This is a genomic window from Stutzerimonas kunmingensis (genome assembly GCF_002929225.1).
Taxonomy (GTDB): domain Bacteria; phylum Pseudomonadota; class Gammaproteobacteria; order Pseudomonadales; family Pseudomonadaceae; genus Stutzerimonas.
The window spans coordinates 53,615-72,977 of record NZ_PISM01000020.1; the positions used below are offsets into that span (position 1 = coordinate 53,615).

The 19,363-nt window shown below is 61.8% G+C and carries 17 protein-coding genes and 1 pseudogene; 10 read left to right on the forward strand and 8 right to left on the reverse strand.

Going from position 1 to position 19,363, the window contains the following annotated elements; translation table 11 throughout:
• Positions 1-8: 8 nt before the first annotated feature.
• Positions 9-281 (reverse strand): hypothetical protein, encoded by a 273-nt coding sequence (locus CW305_RS23475; RefSeq protein ID WP_181063899.1) that lies wholly within the window; start codon positions 279-281, stop codon positions 9-11.
• Between the two features lie 804 nt (positions 282-1,085).
• Between CW305_RS23475 and CW305_RS14980 the strand changes: the two genes are divergently transcribed.
• The 5 genes from CW305_RS14980 (at position 1,086) to CW305_RS23740 (ending at position 8,387) form a co-directional block, all read left to right on the forward strand.
• Entirely contained in the window at positions 1,086-2,372 is a 1,287-nt protein-coding gene (locus CW305_RS14980; protein ID WP_003296208.1) for a TolC family protein, read from the forward strand.
• On the forward strand, positions 2,369-4,006 hold the full coding sequence (locus CW305_RS14985) for an efflux RND transporter periplasmic adaptor subunit (protein ID WP_003298499.1): 1,638 nt from the start codon (positions 2,369-2,371) through the stop codon (positions 4,004-4,006). The genes CW305_RS14980 and CW305_RS14985 overlap by 4 nt, the downstream gene beginning before the upstream one ends.
• Before the next feature lie 2 nt (positions 4,007-4,008).
• On the forward strand, positions 4,009-7,131 hold the full coding sequence (locus CW305_RS14990; RefSeq protein WP_011914418.1) for an efflux RND transporter permease subunit: 3,123 nt from the start codon (positions 4,009-4,011) through the stop codon (positions 7,129-7,131).
• 23 nt (positions 7,132-7,154) lie between these two features.
• Entirely contained in the window at positions 7,155-7,472 is a 318-nt protein-coding gene (locus tag CW305_RS14995) for a hypothetical protein (RefSeq protein WP_020307713.1), read from the forward strand.
• 723 nt (positions 7,473-8,195) lie between these two features.
• A complete protein-coding gene (locus tag CW305_RS23740) occupies positions 8,196-8,387 on the forward strand; it encodes a periplasmic substrate-binding domain-containing protein (protein WP_020307714.1) in 192 nt (63 codons plus the stop codon).
• A gap of 14 nt (positions 8,388-8,401) precedes the next feature.
• On the opposite strand, the pseudogene CW305_RS23745 reads toward CW305_RS23740, so the two are convergent.
• The 5 genes and pseudogenes from CW305_RS23745 to CW305_RS15035 all read right to left on the reverse strand — a co-directional run.
• Positions 8,402-8,584 (reverse strand): annotated as a pseudogene (locus CW305_RS23745) (IS5/IS1182 family transposase); the annotation flags it as partial.
• A 206-nt stretch (positions 8,585-8,790) separates the two neighbouring features.
• Positions 8,791-9,345: a biliverdin-producing heme oxygenase gene (locus CW305_RS15020; RefSeq protein ID WP_104098268.1), complete on the reverse strand. Its 555-nt coding sequence runs from the start codon at positions 9,343-9,345 to the stop codon at positions 8,791-8,793.
• The gene (locus CW305_RS15025) at positions 9,338-11,743 is read right to left on the reverse strand and encodes a response regulator (RefSeq protein WP_044313779.1); all 2,406 of its coding nucleotides are present in this window, start codon (positions 11,741-11,743) and stop codon (positions 9,338-9,340) included. The genes CW305_RS15020 and CW305_RS15025 overlap by 8 nt, the downstream gene beginning before the upstream one ends.
• 66 nt (positions 11,744-11,809) lie before the next feature.
• Entirely contained in the window at positions 11,810-12,283 is a 474-nt protein-coding gene (locus CW305_RS15030) for a response regulator (protein WP_023446463.1), read from the reverse strand.
• Positions 12,283-14,553, reverse strand: coding sequence for an ATP-binding protein (locus CW305_RS15035; protein ID WP_104098269.1), 2,271 nt, complete (start codon positions 14,551-14,553; stop codon positions 12,283-12,285). Before CW305_RS15035 ends, CW305_RS15030 begins: the two co-directional genes overlap by 1 nt.
• Positions 14,554-14,779: 226 nt before the next feature.
• Between CW305_RS15035 and CW305_RS15040 the strand changes: the two genes are divergently transcribed.
• Both CW305_RS15040 and CW305_RS15045 read left to right on the forward strand, forming a co-directional pair.
• Positions 14,780-15,190 carry an SMI1/KNR4 family protein gene (locus CW305_RS15040; RefSeq protein ID WP_104098270.1) on the forward strand — a complete coding sequence of 137 codons (411 nt, stop codon included), beginning with the start codon at positions 14,780-14,782 and terminating at the stop codon, positions 15,188-15,190.
• Between the two features lie 82 nt (positions 15,191-15,272).
• Positions 15,273-15,647, forward strand: coding sequence for a DUF3301 domain-containing protein (locus tag CW305_RS15045; protein ID WP_104098271.1), 375 nt, complete (start codon positions 15,273-15,275; stop codon positions 15,645-15,647).
• 4 nt (positions 15,648-15,651) lie between these two features.
• Here CW305_RS15045 and CW305_RS15050 read toward each other — a convergent pair whose 3' ends face one another.
• A complete protein-coding gene (locus CW305_RS15050; protein WP_483883559.1) occupies positions 15,652-16,620 on the reverse strand; it encodes a CobW family GTP-binding protein in 969 nt (322 codons plus the stop codon).
• An 88-nt stretch (positions 16,621-16,708) separates the two neighbouring features.
• Between CW305_RS15050 and CW305_RS15055 the strand changes: the two genes are divergently transcribed.
• Complete coding sequence (locus CW305_RS15055) at positions 16,709-17,071, forward strand: hypothetical protein (RefSeq protein ID WP_044314206.1); 363 nt, start codon at positions 16,709-16,711, stop codon at positions 17,069-17,071.
• 60 nt (positions 17,072-17,131) lie between these two features.
• Here CW305_RS15055 and CW305_RS15060 read toward each other — a convergent pair whose 3' ends face one another.
• Positions 17,132-17,659, reverse strand: coding sequence for a DUF3617 domain-containing protein (locus CW305_RS15060; protein WP_104098273.1), 528 nt, complete (start codon positions 17,657-17,659; stop codon positions 17,132-17,134).
• Between the two features lie 166 nt (positions 17,660-17,825).
• On the opposite strand from CW305_RS15060, the gene CW305_RS15065 reads away from it, so the two are divergent.
• A complete protein-coding gene (locus CW305_RS15065) occupies positions 17,826-18,341 on the forward strand; it encodes a sigma-70 family RNA polymerase sigma factor (RefSeq protein WP_014822220.1) in 516 nt (171 codons plus the stop codon).
• Complete coding sequence (locus CW305_RS15070) at positions 18,341-19,303, forward strand: FecR domain-containing protein (protein ID WP_104098274.1); 963 nt, start codon at positions 18,341-18,343, stop codon at positions 19,301-19,303. The genes CW305_RS15065 and CW305_RS15070 overlap by 1 nt, the downstream gene beginning before the upstream one ends.
• Positions 19,304-19,363 lie beyond the last annotated feature (60 nt).

Below are 19,363 nucleotides of genomic sequence, written 5' to 3' on the forward strand. Positions count from 1 at the left end.
GGCCTCCACTACATATGGCCCATCTTCTTCTTGGCCATGCCCCCGCCCATGCTCGAATCCATCTTCTGCATGGTGGCGTCGACCTTCTGCATCTGCATCTCGCAGTGCTCCATGTCCTCCTTCATCTGCTGCATGTGCTGCATCGTGGCGGGCATGTCCATGTCCTTATGCGCGGAGGCATCGCCAGCCTTCATCGCCATGGCCTGCTGATGCATCTGCATGCTGCCTTCCTGCATCTGTCGGCCCATGGCCTCCATGGCTTGCCCCCGTTCGCGCATCATGGCTGCCATCTCCTCCATGTGCGTGGCCATGGCATCGGGCGTTGCGGGCGCATTCTGAGAAGCAGGGGACTTCGGATCGGTAGGGTGCGCCGCTGGAGCGTGAGGTGCCGCCGGGGTGCTGGCGGGCTGCTGCCCCATGGCGCCTGGCATGGCATCCTTCTTGTGCATGTCATCATCAGCGAGCGTCGTCCCAGCGAGGAGTATTCCCACGAAGCAAATTGGAGCGAGGGGTGTGCGTCGGTGCGGTCTCATGACAACCTCCTAATGGTTGTTTTTCTGACTTTGGCTGTGGGCGTAGGAAAAACTACCTTACAGATCAGGCTATTACTAATAGCCTACGGAGAAGAAGCTGTCGTAAACCTTACTTGTGCATTACATTTTCACGTTTGTTGGTGAAATAGTTGTATTGATTTTGAAGAGGAGGTAGCAGGTTATTTGTGGTTTGCGGCGGCGGAGATAGCAGGTGTTTTGCGAGTAGTACGCTGAAAATATGTTAGTTTAGGTAACTGACATAAATGTAAAGTTTAGGTTATATAAACGACAGGTCTGATCTGCAATAAAGCCAAACAATATTTACGAACTATTCGAGGCTCGCTCATAAACGGGTCCAAGCTTTCCCTTGTGCCGAAATTTGCGTGCTTCGGAGTTAAACATGATGAATGACTTGATCAAATATCGCGCCTGGTCGGCACACCCGTTTCCGCTCTCCGCTCATGACTGGCGTGGTGCGCAAGCCGAAGTCCTCGAATATTCTAGTTGTCGTTGCTGCAATCAACGGGACCGGCACTGCAGTAAGGAGATTCTATGAACTGGATCGTTCAGCCGCTGCCCGTCCGCAGTTGGGGGCTGCTAGCACCCGTCATCCTAGGCCTTGCTCTGAGCAGCGGCGCGCAGGCTTCGCCAGGGTCAGCCGAGCTTGGCGCCACGTTGCCTCCGCTGCTAGACCTGCTTGAACGGCAGAGCCCAGAGCTCCGGGCTGTCGGGCATGAGAGGCAGGCCGCCTGGGAGCGTCCCGATGTAGCCGGTGCGCTCCCGGACCCGATGCTCACTTTTGAGGAAATGGGCATCGCCCGCGACGACCCGAGCCTATCGCCCAGCGGCGTTGGCAGCACACGTTACGCGTTCCGTCAGACTTTTCCTATTGGCGGCAAGCGGGGGCTTGCTCGCGAGATCGCAGAGGCGGGCGCCGAGCAGGCAGCGGCCCGCGAGCGCCTGAGCCGAGTCGAGCTCAGGAGTCTCGTCAAGCTTGCCTTCAACGAATACCAGTATGCCCACGCAGCCATCCAGGTCACCGAGGAGCTGCGGGCGCTGGTGGATGAGCTTGAGAGTATTGCCCAAGCTCGCTACAGAGTGGGGCTTGCGCCGCAACAGGACGTGATCAAGGCTCAGACCGAGCACACCAGTCTGCAGAGCGAGCTGCTGACGCTGGAACGCGACCGACGCGGCACGGCGGCGCGGTTGAACGGCATCTTGGCGCGCCCTGCGAACTCGCCGCTGGCGGAGCCCGCCGGTTGGCCTGCTCTGCCTGCATCAGTGCCGACCTTGGCTGAGCTGCAGGCTCGTATCTTCGGTGGCAATCCTCAACTGGCTGAGCTCAATGCACGAATTCAAGAGGCCCAGCGTGCTGAGGCGCTTGCCAGCCGAAACTGGATTCCGGATATCACCGTCGGCACTGCCGTCGTCCAGATGGGTAACCGGGCCGAAGAGTTCGAGTTGATGCTGGAGATGAATATCCCGCTGTGGGGCAAACGCCGCAGCGCAGAGCAGCGCGAGGCCGTTTCCTTGCGCTACGCCGCCGAGGCTCGTCGCGAGGCGGTCAACAGCCGTCTCGCGGGCAGCGTAGGTGAAGCGTGGTCGGCGTTGGAGACAGCCTTTCGACAGCACGAACTGATTGACAGAACGCTCCTGCCGCAGGCGGAGCTCACCTATCAATCGGCGCTCGCCAGCTATCAGACCGGCAACGTCGATTTCGCGACCTTGCTTGATGCCCAGCGACAGATTCGCCAGCTGAGGCTGTCGCTGCTCTCGCTGGCGCTGGAGCAACGAGTCCAAGTGGTGGAATTGGAACGTCTTGTCGGAGCAGAACTATGAATCGCAGCATGATTTTCGGCGCAGGTGCGCTCGCCCTTGCGACGGCAATCGCCGGCTTCGGTGGTGGCTACATGGTGGCGCAAAGGACAGGCTCCTCGGAGGTAGCTGGAAGCACCGCCCCACAAGAGCGCAAGGTTCTGTACTACCGCAACCCCATGGGGCTGCCCGACACGTCGCCAGTGCCCAAGAAGGATCCGATGGGGATGGACTACATCCCGGTCTACGCCGACAAGGGGCCTGCTGCCGCGCAGGGCGAGCGCAAGATCCTGTACTACCGCAATCCCATGGGACTGCCGGACACCTCCCCGGTGCCGAAGAAGGACTCCATGGGTATGGAGTACATCCCCGTTTATGAGGGTGATGAATCGGGAAACACCGTTGTAATCAGCCCTGAGAAGGTGCAGTTGCTGGGTGTACTGTCTTCGCCAGTTGAGCGCCGCGTGCTCACCCGTACAGTGCGTGCAGTCGGTACGGTGCAGGTCGACGAGCGCGGCCAATACACCTTGGCGCCCAAGTTTGAGGGTTGGATCGAAAAGCTCTACGTCAACACGACCGGTGAGCCGGTTCGCAAAGGCCAGCCACTTATGGAGGTCTACAGCCCCGAGCTGGTGTCGGCGCAGCAGGAGTTCCTGATCGCCAATGCCGGGCAGCAAAGTCTTGCCGGCGGCAGCGCGGCCGCGCAAAAGGGGCTCGCCTCCCTCTCCTATTCTGCCCTTGAGCGGCTACGCAATTGGGATATCGGGGAAGCACAGCTTGAACGGTTGCGTCGTACTGGCAAGGTAACTCGCACTTTGACGATCGCCGCGCCCGTGGATGGCGTGGTATTGGATAAGCCATCGGTTGAAGGTATGCGCTTTCAGCCAGGGGATGCCCTCTACCGAATCGCGGATCTCGATACCGTCTGGCTTATCGCTGAGGTTTTCGAGCAGGATCTGGCGTTAGTTCAGCTTGGGCAGAAGGCGCAGCTTACGGTAAGCGCCTATCCCGACCGGCGCTTTAGGGGCGAGGTAACCTTCGTTTATCCCGATCTGTCGCCGGAGACTCGCACCGCCAGGGTTCGCATCGAGCTAACCAATCCCGACGGCCTGCTTAAGCCGGCTATGTTCGGCACCGCTCAGCTCGCAGCAGGTGAGCAGGCGCCGGTGCTCGCAGTGCCTGACTCGGCGGTAATCGACAGCGGTACTCGCCGGATTGCGCTGGTTGCCCTGGGCGAAGGTCGCTTTGAGCCGCGCGAACTGCGCACAGGCAGGCGTGCCGACGGCTACCTTGAGGTGTTGGAAGGGCTGGGGGAGGGCGAGTCAGTAGTCACGCGCGCCAACTTCCTGATAGACGCCGAGAGCAACCTAAAGGCAGCGCTAAGCGGCATGAGTGGGAAGTCGGCTTCGACTGCAGAAGCGGATCCCCATGCCCATGGAGCCGCCGTCGGGCCTGACGGTCCCGCCGCGCCAGGCAATGCCGATGCACTTCATCGTCATGCTGGACACGACGATCACAGTGATAGCGGCAGTTACGAGAGCAACGAGCTTCATAAGCCGGCGGGTGAGGTGGATGCGGGCCACGGTAGCGACGCTGAGTCTGGGAGTCACCCAGATCATGTGATGCCGGACGGCGGCCATTCCCATGGAGGGCATTAAGCATGCTTGCCAAAATCATTGAATGGTCGGTGCGCAACGTCTTCCTTGTGTTGCTCGCCACGCTGATTATCATCGGCGCCGGCATCTACGCGGTAATGAAAACCCCACTGGACGCACTGCCGGACCTATCCGACGTGCAGGTGATTGTGTACACCGAATATCCTGGGCAGGCCCCGCAGGTGGTAGAGGATCAGGTCACCTATCCGCTTACCACGGCGCTGCTATCGGTGCCCAACTCCAAGGTGGTGCGAGGCTTCTCGTTTTTCGGTGCCTCCTTCGTCTATGTCATCTTCGAGGACGGTACCGACATCTATTGGGCCCGCTCGCGGGTGCTGGAGTACCTCAACTTCGCTTCGAAGAACCTGCCAGCGGGGGTGACACCCGCGTTAGGGCCAGATGCCACAGGTGTGGGCTGGGTCTACCAATACGCCTTGACCAGCACACGTCATACCCTTGCTGAGCTACGCACCCTGCAAGACTGGTTCGTGCGCTATCAGCTCACCAAGGCCGAAGGCATATCCGAGATTGCGAGCATCGGAGGCTTTGTCCAGCAGTACCAGGTCACCGTTGACCCGCAGAAGCTTCAGGCCTATGACATCCCGTTGAGCCGGATATCTGAAGTCATCCGTACCAGCAATGCCGACGTCGGTGGCCGCATCGTAGAGATGAGCGAGACCGAGTACATGGTGCGCGGTCGTGGCTACCTGCGCGGTGCAGAGGACATCGAGAAACTGGTGCTGAAAGCTTCACGCGGAATTCCGGTTCTGCTGCGTGATGTAGCTCGCGTCGAACTCGGCCCGGACGAGCGTCGCGGCGTCGTTGAGCTCGATGGAGAGGGTGAGGTGGTCGGCGGCATCGCCGTTGCCCGCTACGGCGAGAATGCTATGTCCGTGATCGACAATCTTGAGGCCAAAATAGAGGAGATCCGTCCCGGCCTGCCGGAAGGAGTGAATATCGAGACGGTGTACGACCGCTCGGATCTTATCCAGCGCGCTGTCGACAATCTCAAGTTCACGCTTCTTGAAGAGTCGATCATCGTTGCGCTGGTGTGCGTTGTGTTTCTTCTGCACGTGCGCAGTGCGCTGGTGGCCATCCTCATGCTGCCGATTGGCATCCTAATGTCCTTCATCGCCATGCGCTGGCTAGGGCTCAACTCCAACATCATGAGTTTGGGCGGCATCGCGATCGCCATCGGTGCGATGGTGGACGCAGCTATTGTGATGATCGAGAATGCCCACAAGCACCTGGAGCGAGCGCCGCCGGAGAAGCCGCGTGTACATATTATAATCGAGGCCTGTCGGGAGGTAGGCCCTGCGCTGTTCTTCTCGCTGCTGATCATCACAGTCTCCTTCCTACCGGTGTTCACGCTGGAGTCGCAGGAGGGGAGGATGTTCTCGCCGCTGGCGCTCACCAAGACCTTCGCTATGGGCGCTGCGGCGCTGCTATCAGTGACCCTGGTGCCGGTGCTGATGCTGCTGTTCGTGCGAGGGCGGATAATCCCCGAGCACAAGAACCCGGTGAACCGCTTTCTGATATGGGTCTACCGCCCGATCATCCAAGGTGTGCTGCGTTGGAAGGTGATGACAATCGTTGTAGCGCTGGTGGTTTTGGTCGTTAGCATTTTGCCGGCGCGGCAGCTCGGTAGCGAGTTCATGCCGCGACTCAACGAGGGCACGCTGCTGTATATGCCAGCCTCGCTTCCTGGTATGTCTATTACCAAGGCCGCTGAGCTCATGCAAACGCAGGACCGGATCATCAAGAGCTTCCCAGAGGTGGCCTCGGTGTTTGGCAAGGCGGGCCGCGCGGCCACGGCCACCGACCCGGCGCCGGTGGAAATGTTCGAGACGGTGGTTAACCTCAAACCGGAGAAAGAGTGGCGGCCAGGAATGACGGTGGACAAGCTCATCGCCGAGATGAACGACGCGCTGAAATTTCCGGGCGTGGCAAATAGCTGGACTATGCCCATCCAAGGGCGCTTGGACATGCTCTCCACCGGCATTCGAACGCCCATTGGCATCAAGGTATTTGGCATGGACCTCGCCGGGATCGAGCGGCTAGCAACTCAGATTGAAGCGGTTGTGCAGGCAGTGCCCGGCACCACCAGCGCGTTTGCCGAACGTATTACAGGCGGCTTCTACCTCGACATTTCGCCCGACTATGACGCCTTGGCCCGCTACGGCTTGACGGTAGGGGAAGTGCAAACGGTGATTAGCACCGCCCTTGGCGGCGAGCTTGTGACCACCACTGTCGAAGGGCGGGAGCGATTCGGCGTCAATGTGCGCTATCCGCGAGAGCTGCGTTCCGATCCCCAACGGATCGGCACTGAAGTGCTAGTGCCGACGCCGAGCGGTGCACAGATACCACTCGGCCAGCTTACGGACATCAGCATCACTAAGGGCGCGCCGAGCATCCGCACTGAGAACGCATTGCTATCGGCCTATATCTACGTGGATATTCGTGATAGGGATATCGGTAGCTACGTGCGCGAGGCGCAGCAAGCTGTACAGGAGCAAGTGAGTTTCCCGCCTGGGTATTATGTCACCTGGAGCGGCCAGTTTGAGTACATGGAGAGAGCGGCCGAGCGGCTGAAAATCGTAGTGCCGTTGACGCTGGTGGTGATCTTCCTCCTGCTGTATCTGAACTTCCGGCGGCTTACCGAGACGCTGATCGTCATGCTCTCAGTGCCATTCTCGCTGGTAGGTGGCGTTTGGCTGATGTGGGCGTTGGGCTACAACTTCTCCGTTGCAGTAGCGGTGGGTTTCATTGCTCTGGCTGGCGTTGCCGCGGAGACAGGCGTGATCATGCTGATCTACCTTGACCACGCGCTCGATGAGCGTCGAGCAGAGCGGGAGGCTGCCGGTGAAAAGCTGACGGTGGATGACCTTTACCAGGCAGTGATAATTGGCGCGGTGGATCGAGTGCGGCCGAAGATAATGACTGTGGTTGCCATCATGGCCGGTCTGTTGCCAATCATGTGGGGCACCGGTACCGGATCGGAGGTGATGAGGCGCATCGCCGCGCCGATGGTGGGCGGCATGGTTTCTTCGACGATTCTTACGCTGGTTGTTATTCCGGCGATCTATACGCTCGTGAAACAGCGTGGCCTGGCCCGTTCGGCTTGCTAAATGATGCGGATTCGAGCATCGATTTGTTCGAATCCGCCCTGATCGTCCGGCCGGTGGGTAATCGCATCGACTCCGACACCGATTCGCATCCTCCATCAGTCATTCGCGACGCTAATGGAGCCATAGATCTTGGAGGCGAAACGGTGTCGCTGCTGACTGTGCAGGCGCGATTCCCATCGACGGTATCGTCAACAACCAAAAGGCCCCAGGCTAAAATAGAGAAGACGTTGCATCGCCTGATAGATGTGCCGTGCAGCATGGCGCACGTGAAGTACGTTGCCGAAATCGATCTGGCGCTTAACCAGAAGTACTCGGCGTGCGGCATTCGCATCGCCTCCTAATTCCACCGGTCTTCATCTGGTCGCCGTGATGGATCTTGGTTTACGCCAGCTAACAAGCCAGGTCGAGCAGCACCGCAGATTCCAAATAACTGCCGCGGGAATCCATTCTCGGACGGCAGGCCAAGCGATGCGAATGGACAGCCACGCAAATCAGGCTTCGTGTCGATCACGTCTGCTACCTGTAGCAGCTACTTCGATCCAGGCGACCTGGCGTGGCCTCGGTGATTGCCACCATCGGGTGCTTCATCGGGCTACACAGAGCAAACGAAGCGGCATTGTACGGATTAAGCTTGCCGCACTCACCGCCTCAAGATCTTGGCGGTACTGCCTGCGCCCGCCACTTTCGTGAGGCAGTCGTATCCGCGTTGGGCAGCCCTAGCTCCGCAATTGCGCGCTAAAATGAAAGACGCTCCCCGCCGTTACCTTATGCTTCATGGGTAAGGCGCGAAGCCGCGTCTCTGAGCCGTCCGGATCAATTCGAACGAGCCATCCATCCCTCGCCATTATCAGCGTACGGCCTGCCTGAACTGCACGCAGGTAAGCAGCATGCGTGGCGCTGGCTGCGAGCGCAGGAATCAATCCCTCGGGATGGCCAATTTCGTGGTCGCTGGGCTCTGTCATGGTTTAGCCTCCAAATAGGGGGAATCTACGACATGGGTGTGCGCTATGGTAAGGCGTCTCCGCCATGCTTCTGACTTTAGCTTCTGTAAGGAGGGTGGCGTCATGGACACACCTAACAGCTGGCGAGTTGTCTGCCAAGATCCGGGAGACGGCAGCGGAGACGTAATCGTTGAGCTTCCATCTGAGTTACTTGCGAAACTCGGTTGGACGCTGGGAGATGAGCTGATAGTGGAGAAAAGCGAGGAGGGATTTTCCCTAAAGCTCAAACCGCGGCCCGTGAACGCACCTCTTTAGGCGGATTGCACCGCATAGGCGGCATAGCCAATGAGGCGTTCCGGCGTTAGATCGAACTGCGCTTCGAAACACTCGACCATCGTTCTGGTCGAGTCGACTGCGGCAGTACGATGCACCGGAGTCGTTTCCACTTACATGATCACGCCATGCTCGGTGTCGCTCAGGAAGTTGGCGGAGTAGGCAAAATAAGCCGAGCCAGGGCGGCGGTGTCAGACTTTATTCCTGGCTGCGGTGGGGCTTTTCCGGCGGACGCGTTAGGCTGTGTCGAACTATATTTCCGTTGTTGCGGCATGCCATAGCGCTGAAGCTTGCGGATTTTGCGGCCCTCTATGTCAAACTATATTCTGGGCATCCACGTGTTTGTTGTTGTGTAAAGCAAAGGCCCTGCGGGGCCTTTGTGCTTTCAGCCGTATTCGCAGTCGTGCTCCAGCGCGGCAGCTTCGGCGAACAGCGCGAAGGTCTGTTCGGCGGCGAGCAGCGTCGGTTCCCAGGCGTAACTGGCAGCATGCTGTTCGAGACGGGCGAGGAAGGCCGGCCAGAGCCTGGCGACCTCACCATGCTCTAGGTAACGAATGGGGACGGCCGGGTTGGCCTGACGTACACGCCGCGCGAGCACGCGGCCACCCAGGCGTGACCCTTCCAGCACGTAGGCGACGCCCCAGCAGCTGGCGAAATCGTTCAATGACGGTATCGACAGCGCTGCTGGAGACGGGCATTCCAGTTCGGCCAGATCGGCCCATAAGGCATGACGGCGCACCCGCATCGGCCAGTCGTCGAGCAGAGCGGCGAAACCGGCGCGCTCCAGCGCGATCTCCGCGGCGCTGAGGACCCGGCTGTGGGCACGCAGGAAGCGACGATAATCGTCTGGCTGCTCAAGGCTGAAATCCGAGAAGGCGGCATCTACTTGCTCATGCAGTGGCGCCGTGGCCTGTCTGAGGCGTGCGCGCAGCTCAGCCATCGGTCAGGCTGCCTTCGTTCAAAGCCAGATGAATCTTGCTCGCCAGTTGTTCCTCGCGGAACGGTTTCTGGATGATCGAGTAGCCGGCCAGACCCAGTTCGCACAGCTCGGCGTAACCGGTCACGAAAATCACCGGCAGCTCGGGGTAGCGCGTGCGCACGGCACGGGCCAGTTCGCCGCCGTTCATGCCGGGCATGGCGAAATCGGCCAGCACCAGATCGACCTCGATATCACCGGCCAGCAGCTGCAAGGCATGGTCGCCGCTGTCCGCCTCGGTCACTGCGAAGCCGAGGTCCTGCAGCATCAGCGCGGTCACCTCACGCACGCTGGGATCGTCGTCCACCAGCAGGATGCTGTGCTGTGCATTGTCCTCGCGCGTCCCGGCGCTCACCGCCAGGATCGGCTCCAGCTGCTGCGGTGCCGCGGTGCGCGGCAGGAATACCTTGACCGTGGTACCCACGCCCTCGCGGCTTTCGATACGGGCACCGCCACCGGATTGCTTGGCGAAACCGAAAACCTGCGCCAGGCCGAGGCCTGAGCCCTTGCCGACTTCCTTGGTGGTGAAAAAGGGCTCGAACGCCTTGCTCAGCACTTCCTCGTTCATGCCTGTGCCGGTATCGGTCACCGAAAGCACCACGTACTCGCCTGGGCCGGGATCTTCGGCGCGCAGTGCCGGTTCGCTGATCACCACGTTGCGCGTGCCCAGCGTCAGACGTCCGCTGTCACCCATGGCGTCGCGGGCATTGATCGCCAGGTTGAGGATGATCATCTCGATCTGGGTCGGGTCCACCAGCGCGTGCCAGATGTTGGCCTGGGTGTCGGTCTCGATGCTGACGCTGCCGCCGAGGGTGCTTTTCAGCAGGCTGAGCAGGCTGACCAGGGTGTGGTTGAGGTCGATCGCCGCGGGCGTGAGCTGCTGGCGCCGGGCGAAGGCGAGCAGCTGGCTGGTCAGCGTGGCACCGCGTTCGCCGGATTCGCGGATGTACTGCAGACGTCGCAGGCTGCGTTCTGCCGGGGCGCCCTGCTCCAGATCGCTCTGCAGAAAGCTGGCGCTGGTGAGGATGACCGTCAGCAGGTTGTTGAAGTCATGGGCGACGCCGGCGGTAAGCTGGCCGACGGCTTCGAGGCGCTGCATCTGCTGCAGCGTGGCCTCGACGCGCTCGCGCTCCTGGATCTGCGCGCGCAGCTCGCGGTTGGCCTCGGCCAGTTTGTCGACCGCGGCGATTTCGCTGGTGATGTCCCGCGCCGCCGAGTAGATGCGACCGTCATCGGCGACCACCGACCAGGACAGCCAGCGATAGCTGCCGTCGCGATGACGCATGCGATTGACGAAGCGGTTGGTGACCTTGCCTTGGCCGACACGGGCGTTTTCTTCCTGCGTCGCCTGCAGATCGTCCGGATGCACAAGCCAGGTCAGTGGGTGCTGCATGAGCTGCTCCAGCGGCCAGCCGAAGGCCTCCTCCCAGATCGGGTTGAGCGCGACCGGCATCATGTCCAGGCGAGTAACGGCCAGCAGGTCGCGGGACAGCTCCCAGGTGCGGTCACGTTCGCGGGTGCGTTCCTGCACGCGCTCGCCCAGGGTTTCGTTCATCTGCCTGAGGGTCTGGGTCGCCAGCTGTTGTTCGGTGATGTCCATCACCACACCGACGAAGCGCGAGCATTGCCCGCCTTCGAAGAACGCCTGGCCGCGGGTTTCCATCCAGCGCAGGCTGCCGTCATCGAAGAGCACGCGATAGGTGGTGCAGAATTCACCACCGTCTTCACCGGCGATGGCACGGGCGATTTCCTCGCGTATCCGCTCGCGGTCCTGCGGGTGGCAGAGCCGTTCGAACAGCGGCATGTCCACCGGGTCCTGTTCACCGATACCGAGCATGGCCCGGCAACGCTGGTCCCAGATCAACGTGCCGCTCTGCGGTTCGTAGTCCCACATGCCAAGGCGTGCCGCGTCGATCGCCAGGCGTGCGCGTACCTCGACCTCGCGCAAAGCCTGCTCGGCCTGCAGGCGGCGGCGTCGTTCGTTGACTTCGGCCAGTGCCCGTTCCACTGCCTTGGGTAGAAAGCCGAGGTTCTGCTTAAGCACGTAGTCGACGGCGCCGGAGCGCATCATGTTGACCGCATGCTCCTCGCCGAACACGCCGGAAAGGAAGATGAAGGGTGTCTGCGGTGCCAGTCGACGCGCTTCCTGCAACGCCTGGCTGCCGGAGAAGCCTGGCAGGATGAAGTCAGCCAGGATCAGGTCGAAGGCGCGTCGCTGTAGCGCTTCCACGACGCCGGCATGGCTGTAGACCAGTTCGGTGTGCAGGGTGTAGCCACTGCGCTCCAGCGCTAGCTGGGCGAGTTCGGCGTCGTGCGGGCTGTCCTCGATGAACAGGACGCTGATGTTCTTTGACGCTGGCATATCCATCCTGTCGAGGAAGCAGGAATCATCGAGACGGCCCGCCAGGCGCGGGCCGGCAGTGCTCGTTCAGTTCTTTTCGTCTTTGTTGCGCGCGCGCTTGAGTCGCAGGGAACCAGGTGGCGGCTCGTTGAGAACGGCCCAAAAGATGCCGAGGTCGGAGATTGCGGCGACAAAATCTTTGAATTCGACCGGTTTGACGACGTAAGCGTTCACCCCGAGCTCATAGGCTTTCATCAGGTCGGGTTCTTCCCGCGACGAAGTCAGCATGACCACCGGAATGCTGCGCAGCTCGGCGGTCTCGCGGACGGTCTTGAGCACTTCCAGACCGTCGACCTTGGGCAGCTTCAGGTCCAGCAGCAGCACTGCCGGATTGCCATCGGCGCGATCGGCGTAGGCGCCGGTGCGCTGCAGGTAGTTCAGCGCCTCGGCGCCGTCACGCATGATCACCACTTCATTGGCCAGCTGGCTGCGCTCCAGCGCGATCAGGGTGAGTTCCAGGTCGTGGGGGTTGTCTTCGACCAGCAGTATCGGTTTCAGCATCAGATGTCTCGGTCCAGGAGGGACGATGTGTAGGACAGTTTGGGGAGTGAGAAGTAGAACGTGGCGCCCTTGTCCAGCTGGCCTTCGGCCCAGACCTGGCCATCGTGGCGCTCGATGATGCGGCGCACGCTCGCCAGGCCGATGCCGGTGCCTTCGAACTCCTCCATGCGGTGCAAGCGCTGGAACACGCCGAACAGCTTGTTCGAGTACTGCATGTCGAAGCCGACGCCGTTATCGCGCACATAGACCACCACCTCGCCGGCGCGTTGCTCGGCACCCACTTCAATGACGGCCACCTCACGGGTGCGGCTGTACTTGACCGCGTTGTCGATCAGGTTGCGCAGCACCATGTGAATGAAGGCGGCATCGGCGACGACGATCGGCATCGGCAGCAGGTGCCATTCGATCTGCCGACCTTCGCAGTCAGGCGCCAGCTCCTCGCGAATCGAGGCGACCAATGCACCGAGGTCGACATCCGACAGCCGCAATGCGGAGCGGCCCATCTGCGAGAAACTCAGCAGGTTGTCCACCAGCGTGCCGGCAAAGCGCGCGGCGTCGGCAATGTTGTCGAGAAAGCGCATGCCGCGTTCGCTCAGTTGCTTGCTTTCCATCTCGCTGAGCAGCTCGGTATAGCCGGCGATATGCCGCAGCGGAGCCCGCAGATCGTGGGAAACGCTGTAGGAGAAGGCCTCCAGCTCCTTGTTGCTGGCGCGCAGTTCGCCGGCCAGCTGGGCCATCTCCTCGGCTTTGCGCAAGACGATACCGAGCACCGCGTTGCGCAGTTCCAGCGCGCCTTCGATCACCACCTGATCCCAGGGCTGCGCATAACCGCGCAGGGTTTCCTGCCATTGTTCGAAGCTGTGCCGCGGACTGAGAGCGCCGCTCTGACGGTCGATATGTTTTTCCGGCTGACCGGCCCAGTTGACGGTCTTGATCTGCTCGTGGCGGAACCAGATCAGATAGTGCGCGTGCAGGCGCGAGATGGAGATGGCCATGACCCCGGCACAGTGCTCGGCGAGCGCCGGCATGTCGGGAATGTCGCGGCTGATGCAGTCACTGTGAAACACCAGTTCGTCGCGCCGCTCGCCCAGCCACTGCGCCAGCTGCAGAATCTGTTCATGGTCCGGTGTGTTTCCGACGGTTTCGCACTTGTCCGCGGAGATGATCGCCGCGCCGTCGGCCCCGGCGAAACCCAGCACCACCTCAGGGAGGTGACGAAAGCCCTCGACCACGCTATCGCGATCGGCCATGGCCGAGAGCAGATGGACGATCTGGTGGCGCAGTTCCAGCTTACGTTGCGCGAGGGTCTCGCTTTCCCGTGCCTCGATCTGCAGCGAGAGGATACGACCGAGCAGCTCGCAGGCGGTGCGCGTCTGGTAAGTGACTGCTCGCGGTTCGGCATCATGGCAGGAGATCAGCCCCCACAGCCGATCGCGAATGACGATGGAGATCGACATCGACGCCAGCGTGCCCATGTTGCGCATGTACTGCAGATGCACCGGGGAAACGCTGCGCAAAGCGGCAAAGCTCAGGTCGAGCGGCGCGCCGGAGCCTGGATTGAGCGCCGGTATCAGCGGCGAGGGTTGATAGTTGGCGTCCTGAATCACCCGGATCAGGTTCTCGCGATACAGCCGGCGCGCCTGTTGCGGGATGTCGGCTGCCGGAAAGCACAGACCCAGATAGCTCGGATAGCCGGGGTCTGCCGCTTCGGCCAGCACCACGCCATTGTCTTCGGCATCAAAGCGATAGGCCTTGACCCGGCCAAACCCGGTGATGCGTTTGACTTCCCGAACCGCCAGCTGACAGAGCGCTTCGAGTTCGCGGCTGTCCTGCAGCTGGGCGACGAAGGTGCGCATCAGCGGATACAGGGTGTCGTAGGCCTGGGCGGGGTTCTCCGCGCGTTCGAATTCGAGGATCAGCTGTCCGCGATGGCGATGGCCGAGCAGGGCGAACGTCTGGCCCGCGGCTCCGGCCAGGCCGATGCTCACATCGCTCAGGTGAAAGGGATTGTGATCGTCTGCGCTCAGCGCCTCGAGACCGGCTTCAATGCGCGCGGTGGGCAACAGGTCCGACAGTGGTTGGCCGAGCAGTGAACGAGCGTCGATTCCGAGCCAGAGCTGAACGTTTTCACTGGCCTGCTGTACGTGTAGCTCGGGTTCGCTGACCACCAGCAGGAAACCGTGGGGCTGGATGCTACCGGGGATATGGATTGGCTCGTCGGCGCATCGGTCGATGGCCTGGAGCAACTCCTGAGCTTCGGTAGTGGTCATTGTGTGTCCTTGTTCAGGTCCGAGTGGACCGGAGGTGACTGGCAGGCACCAATGCAAGCTGCTACCTAATGTCTGCAATCGTGCAGGTTGAAACGGGCAAGTCGCCGTGAATTTATTAACCGAGCGTTTCGCTCGGCCATGCACTTTAACGCGACAGAACTGGCTCGCCAATCCGGCGGGCTGTATAAACGGGGCCTTGCCTGGGGGCATACGACAGGAGGTGGGTGTGGAAGAAGTCATCGAACAGCTGCGCGAGCTCAACGAGCCGGTGCCGGTACCGCTGGAACTGCCGGACGACGATCTGCTGGTGGAGATCGAAGAGCAGCTGTTGATCAACCTGCCGTTCGGCCTGCGTGAGTTCCTGCTCCAGGTCAGCGACGTGATCTACGGGCGCCTTGAGCCGGTCACCGCCACCGATCCGCAGTCACATACCTACCTGCCGGAAGTCACCGCCAATGCCTGGGATGCCGGCGTGCCGCGCGATCTGATCCCGATCTGCCAGGACGGGCGCGACTACTACGTGGTCGATCTGGAAGGCGAAGTCACCCTGTGGGACGGCGACGACTGCGAGCTGACCGATGAGGAAACCTGGGAGACCGTCTGGCATTGGGCGCGCGACGTCTGGCTGGAAAGCTGAAGCAGATATACGACAGTATCGACACGGCGGCGCCGCGACGGCCTGTTAAGCTGTGCGCCCGCCGGACACTTTCCATTACTTCATGCTGACTCTGAGCAATCTGTTTCTGTTCATGCTGCTGGCTGCCGCCAGCGCCTGGCTGTGGCACTCCCACGGTATTCGCGAGCGCGCCCTGCAGGCGGTGCGCCGGCACTGCCAGAAGCTCGATGTGGAATTGCTCGACGGCAATGTGGCCTTTCGCAAGCTGACGCTGTTGCCGGATGCACGCGGCCAGCGCCGGCTCGCGCGTATCTACGGTTTCGAGTTCACCGTCACTGGTGAGCAGCGCCACCCCGGCACCATCGTCATGTTCGGTGCGCGGGTCGGTCGTATCGAACTGGCGGCGCATCCGTTCCGGCCCGCCGACGAGCCGGGGAGGGTGATTCAATTGGACGACTGGCGCCGCCCCCGCGAATGACAGGTCAGTCGTCAATAAGGCACTCGACCATGCCCTGTTGCAGTTCCGCCTGCGACTGCGGTTCGCTGAAGATCAGCTCTATCCTTGAGTCCCGCCGCCATTCGCTGCTCCTGAAGACCAACGCCTGACCGTCCAGTGCGTTGGCTGACTGCCAGTTGCTGCGGCCGTGGGCCGCCAGCTTGGCGCGACGCCAGGGCCAGCGCGCCAGCCATTGCGAGAGCTGGCCGAGATCGAAACGCTGGCTCGGGTGCCAGCGCCAGCCGATGCTCCAGTGCTCTGCTGTCGCCTGAACCTGGCAGATTGGCTGGCGCGGATCGAGCCACACCTGCGCCAGCGTCGCCGACCCGGAGGGCAGGGTGGTCGCGCGTGTCGGTTCACTGGCGCGTGCGCCTATACCGGGAAGCTGTTCGAGGGGCAGCTGGCCTTGCGTGGTCCAGTAAAGCGGCTGCTCAGACAGCTGCTCAGCCAGTCGGGTACGGCTGGGTTGGTCCAGCGTTTCGCTCTTGTTCATCAGCAGCAGGCCGGCTTGGACCAGGGCCTGCTGCTGGCTGTCGGGCAGGGGTTCGCCGCGGCTGAGGGCGGCCGCATCCAGTACCAGCACGGTTGGCTGGACGCTCAGCACGTTGTGCCATGGCGGTTGCCTGAGCTGCCGCAGCAATTCCGCCGGGTGGCCCAGGCCGGAGGGTTCGATCAGCAAGCGGTCTGGTTTTGCCTGACGCAGCAGGCGCGCCAGGCCGACCTGGAACGGCACGCCGTTGACACAACACAGGCAGCCGCCGGGGATCTCCGCCAGGCTGATGCCGTCTGCTTCGGTCGTCAGTAACGCGGCATCCAGCCCGATCTGGCCGAACTCGTTGATCAGCACCGCCCAGCGTTCGCCGGCTGGCTTCTGATCGAGCAGATGGCGAATCAGGCTGGTTTTGCCGGCGCCGAGCGGGCCGCCGATGAGATGGGTCGGGATATGTTCGAGCATGGCGGCTATGGTGCGCATTTTGCGCTGGATCTGAAAGGGGCGGGTGGCTCATGTTAAAGTCGCCGGCGATTCTCGGAGAGGTGAAATCGTGCGGTTACCGTTCTTGCTGACAGCCCTGTGCGGCCTGCTCGTCGCTGGCGATGTGATGGCCGAAGCGTGCGTGATTAACAGCCACGACGACCGCGTGGCAGTGAAGCTTTGCCAGGCGAACATCAACATTCCCGCAGAGCTGTTCCGCACCGGCTTCTGTCAGCCGCAGCTGAAGGATCACGAAGTCGAAGTGGAGTTCGTCGATCAGTGCCCGGACGGGGCCTTCGGTGTCTGCCGCAACGCGCAGGTGTCGAACATGCCGTACCGGCAGGACATTCACTATTACGGCATCGCCAGTGATGCGCGCTTTCTCCAGCCCGCTTGCGAGCAAAACAACCAGGGCAGTTGGGAGAAGAACTGACTCCCGCCCAGCAGTCATGGGGGTTTCACGTGGAACCCCTGCTGATTTCCCGGTTGCCTTCTACCGAGCCGGTTTCAATGCGCCGCAATCGTCCGCTATCCAGCGCGCGTGGGATTCGATTCGCGAGGTACCGGTCTCGCTGCCTTGGCGGTATTCACTTTCCACGGTACTGACGAATTCCTTGTCGCTGATGAAGCGCGTCTCGCCCTGACCTCGGGCATCAGGGCACTCGAACCTGAATTTCCACAGCTTGTCGCCACGCTCGGTGATCTCCTGGGTACAGGCCGGATCATCCTGGAAGGGCAGCTGATCGGACTCCACCTGAGCCTTGCTCAGACAGATCTGCACACCCTTGCCGCCGAGTTTCACGCCCTGCGCGGCCAGCATCTCCTCCATCATCCGGCGCTGGTCGGCGGGTAGATTCTCCATCTGCGCCAGCATCGCGTCCATGCCCGGCATCTGCTGGCCATCCACCTGTATATCGCCGCTGCTGAATTCCCAGAGGCCCGGCAGGATCTGCTGCGCATGGGCGGGCATTAGCGTCAGGGAGAGGAGCGCGAAAGCGGCCAGACGTGGCAGTTGGGTCATGAGCGTGCCTCCGGAGATGGGTTATTCCTTCAGCCTAGTCGAGCTTTTTCTGCACCGTGCTCGAACGGACGGCGGTCGACAAAAGAACGTGATACAGCGATTGCCGATGGATTTGTGCTGTTGAGAAGCGTTAGCATTAACTCTTGCAGCGCTCATGGGAGGCCGCATGGCAATTGAAGGTATGGTTCGACAGCAGATGCTGCATCGGCTCTATGCCGAGCATCACGGCTGGCTTAACGGCTGGCTGCGGCGTCAGCTGGGCTGTAATCAGCGGGCGGCCGACCTCGCGCAGGACACCTTCGTGCGGGTGATGACCAAGGATCAGGACATGGGCGCCATCCGCGAACCCAGAGCCTACCTGCATACCATCGCCAAGGGCCTGTTGATCAACCATTGGCGGCGCCGACAGATCGAGCAGGCCTATCTTGATGCGCTGGCACTGCAACCCGAGCCCGTGGCGCCATCGCCGGAATCCCAGGCGTTGATCGTCGAAACCTTGCTGCAGGTCGACGCCATGCTGGCCCAGCTGCCGGCGAAGGTGCGCAGCGCCTTTCTCATGTCGCAGCTGCAGGGCATGACCTACGCCGCAATCGCCATCGAACTCGGCGTTTCCGAGCGGATGGTGAAGAAGTACATGGCTCAGGCCATGTTGCATTGCCTGCTGCTGGTGGCGGAGGACTGATGGGCATCGATTACCGCGTGCTGCAGGAAGCGGCGAAATGGTTTGCCGTGTTGCAGTCCGGTGCGGCCAGCGCTGGCGAGCGCCAGGCCTGGAACGCGTGGCTGGAACAGCCGGAGCATGCCCGCGCGTGGGCTAGGGTCGAACGCATCAGTGGCCAGTTCCAGCCGCTGGCCGACGATGCCGTCGGGCGCACTGCCGGCGCGATGTTGCACAGCCGCCAATCGAACCGTCGCCAGGCACTGAAGGTGCTGTCCGTGCTTTGTGGCGGCGCGGCACTGAGCCTGGCCGGCGGATCGCTGCCCTGGCGACAGTGGACGGCCGATGAGCGAACCGCGGTTGGTGAGGTGCGCGACCTGCGCCTGACTGATGGCTCGCAGCTCTGGCTGAACACCGATACCGCGGTGGATATTGCCGACGACGAGACCGCGCGCAGGCTGGCGCTTTACCGCGGTGAGCTGCTTGTCGATGCCTCGCCCAGCCAAGGCGGGCGGCCGTTGCTACTGACCAGTCGCGAAGGTCGCGTGCGCAGCGAGCAGGCCGCGCGTTTCTCGCTGCGCCAGGAAGATGGCCATACCCGCCTGAGCGTGTTCGCCGGCGTTGTGGATATCCAGCTGGATGGCTTAGGCATCACCCGTGTGGCGGCCGGGCAGCAGACCGATTTCGGACGCCGCTACATCGCCCCCTTGTCAGCGGCCCGCGCCGAACATCAGGCCTGGGCGAGCGGCGTATTACTGGCCGACAACCAGCGCCTGGAAGATTTCCTCGTCGAACTGTCGCGCTATCGACACGGCTATCTCGGCTGCGATCCGCGTATCGCCGATCTGCGGGTGGTCGGCGCCTTTCCCCTCGGTGACACCGAGCGTGTGCTGGATGCGCTGGCGGCGACGCTGCCGGTGCGAATCGAGCGGCGCATGGCCTGGTGGGTCAGCCTCGAACCTGCCGCGGCACGGGGTGGCGTGTAGTTCGTTGCGGGCGCGAATAAAAAATATTCGCATCTGCAGTTCCCTTTCTTCGATCTGGTT

Bases quoted from the DNA above. Each gene is read 5' to 3' on its own strand.
- CW305_RS14980 (WP_003296208.1), top strand. From the start codon at position 1,086: ATGAACTGGATCGTTCAGCCGCTGCCCGTCCGCAGTTGGGGGCTGCTA.
- CW305_RS15065 (WP_014822220.1), top strand. From the start codon at position 17,826: ATGGCAATTGAAGGTATGGTTCGACAGCAGATGCTGCATCGGCTCTAT.
- CW305_RS15070 (WP_104098274.1), top strand. From the start codon at position 18,341: ATGGGCATCGATTACCGCGTGCTGCAGGAAGCGGCGAAATGGTTTGCC.
- CW305_RS14985 (WP_003298499.1), top strand. From the start codon at position 2,369: ATGAATCGCAGCATGATTTTCGGCGCAGGTGCGCTCGCCCTTGCGACG.
- CW305_RS15025 (WP_044313779.1), bottom strand. From the start codon at position 11,743: ATGCCAGCGTCAAAGAACATCAGCGTCCTGTTCATCGAGGACAGCCCG.
- CW305_RS14990 (WP_011914418.1), top strand. From the start codon at position 4,009: ATGCTTGCCAAAATCATTGAATGGTCGGTGCGCAACGTCTTCCTTGTG.
- CW305_RS15050 (WP_483883559.1), bottom strand. From the start codon at position 16,620: ATGCTCGAACATATCCCGACCCATCTCATCGGCGGCCCGCTCGGCGCC.
- CW305_RS15020 (WP_104098268.1), bottom strand. From the start codon at position 9,345: ATGGCTGAGCTGCGCGCACGCCTCAGACAGGCCACGGCGCCACTGCAT.
- CW305_RS15035 (WP_104098269.1), bottom strand. From the start codon at position 14,553: ATGACCACTACCGAAGCTCAGGAGTTGCTCCAGGCCATCGACCGATGC.
- CW305_RS23740 (WP_020307714.1), top strand. From the start codon at position 8,196: ATGGACACACCTAACAGCTGGCGAGTTGTCTGCCAAGATCCGGGAGAC.
- CW305_RS15030 (WP_023446463.1), bottom strand. From the start codon at position 12,283: ATGCTGAAACCGATACTGCTGGTCGAAGACAACCCCCACGACCTGGAA.
- CW305_RS23475 (WP_181063899.1), bottom strand. From the start codon at position 281: ATGATGCGCGAACGGGGGCAAGCCATGGAGGCCATGGGCCGACAGATG.
- CW305_RS15045 (WP_104098271.1), top strand. From the start codon at position 15,273: ATGCTGACTCTGAGCAATCTGTTTCTGTTCATGCTGCTGGCTGCCGCC.
- CW305_RS15060 (WP_104098273.1), bottom strand. From the start codon at position 17,659: ATGACCCAACTGCCACGTCTGGCCGCTTTCGCGCTCCTCTCCCTGACG.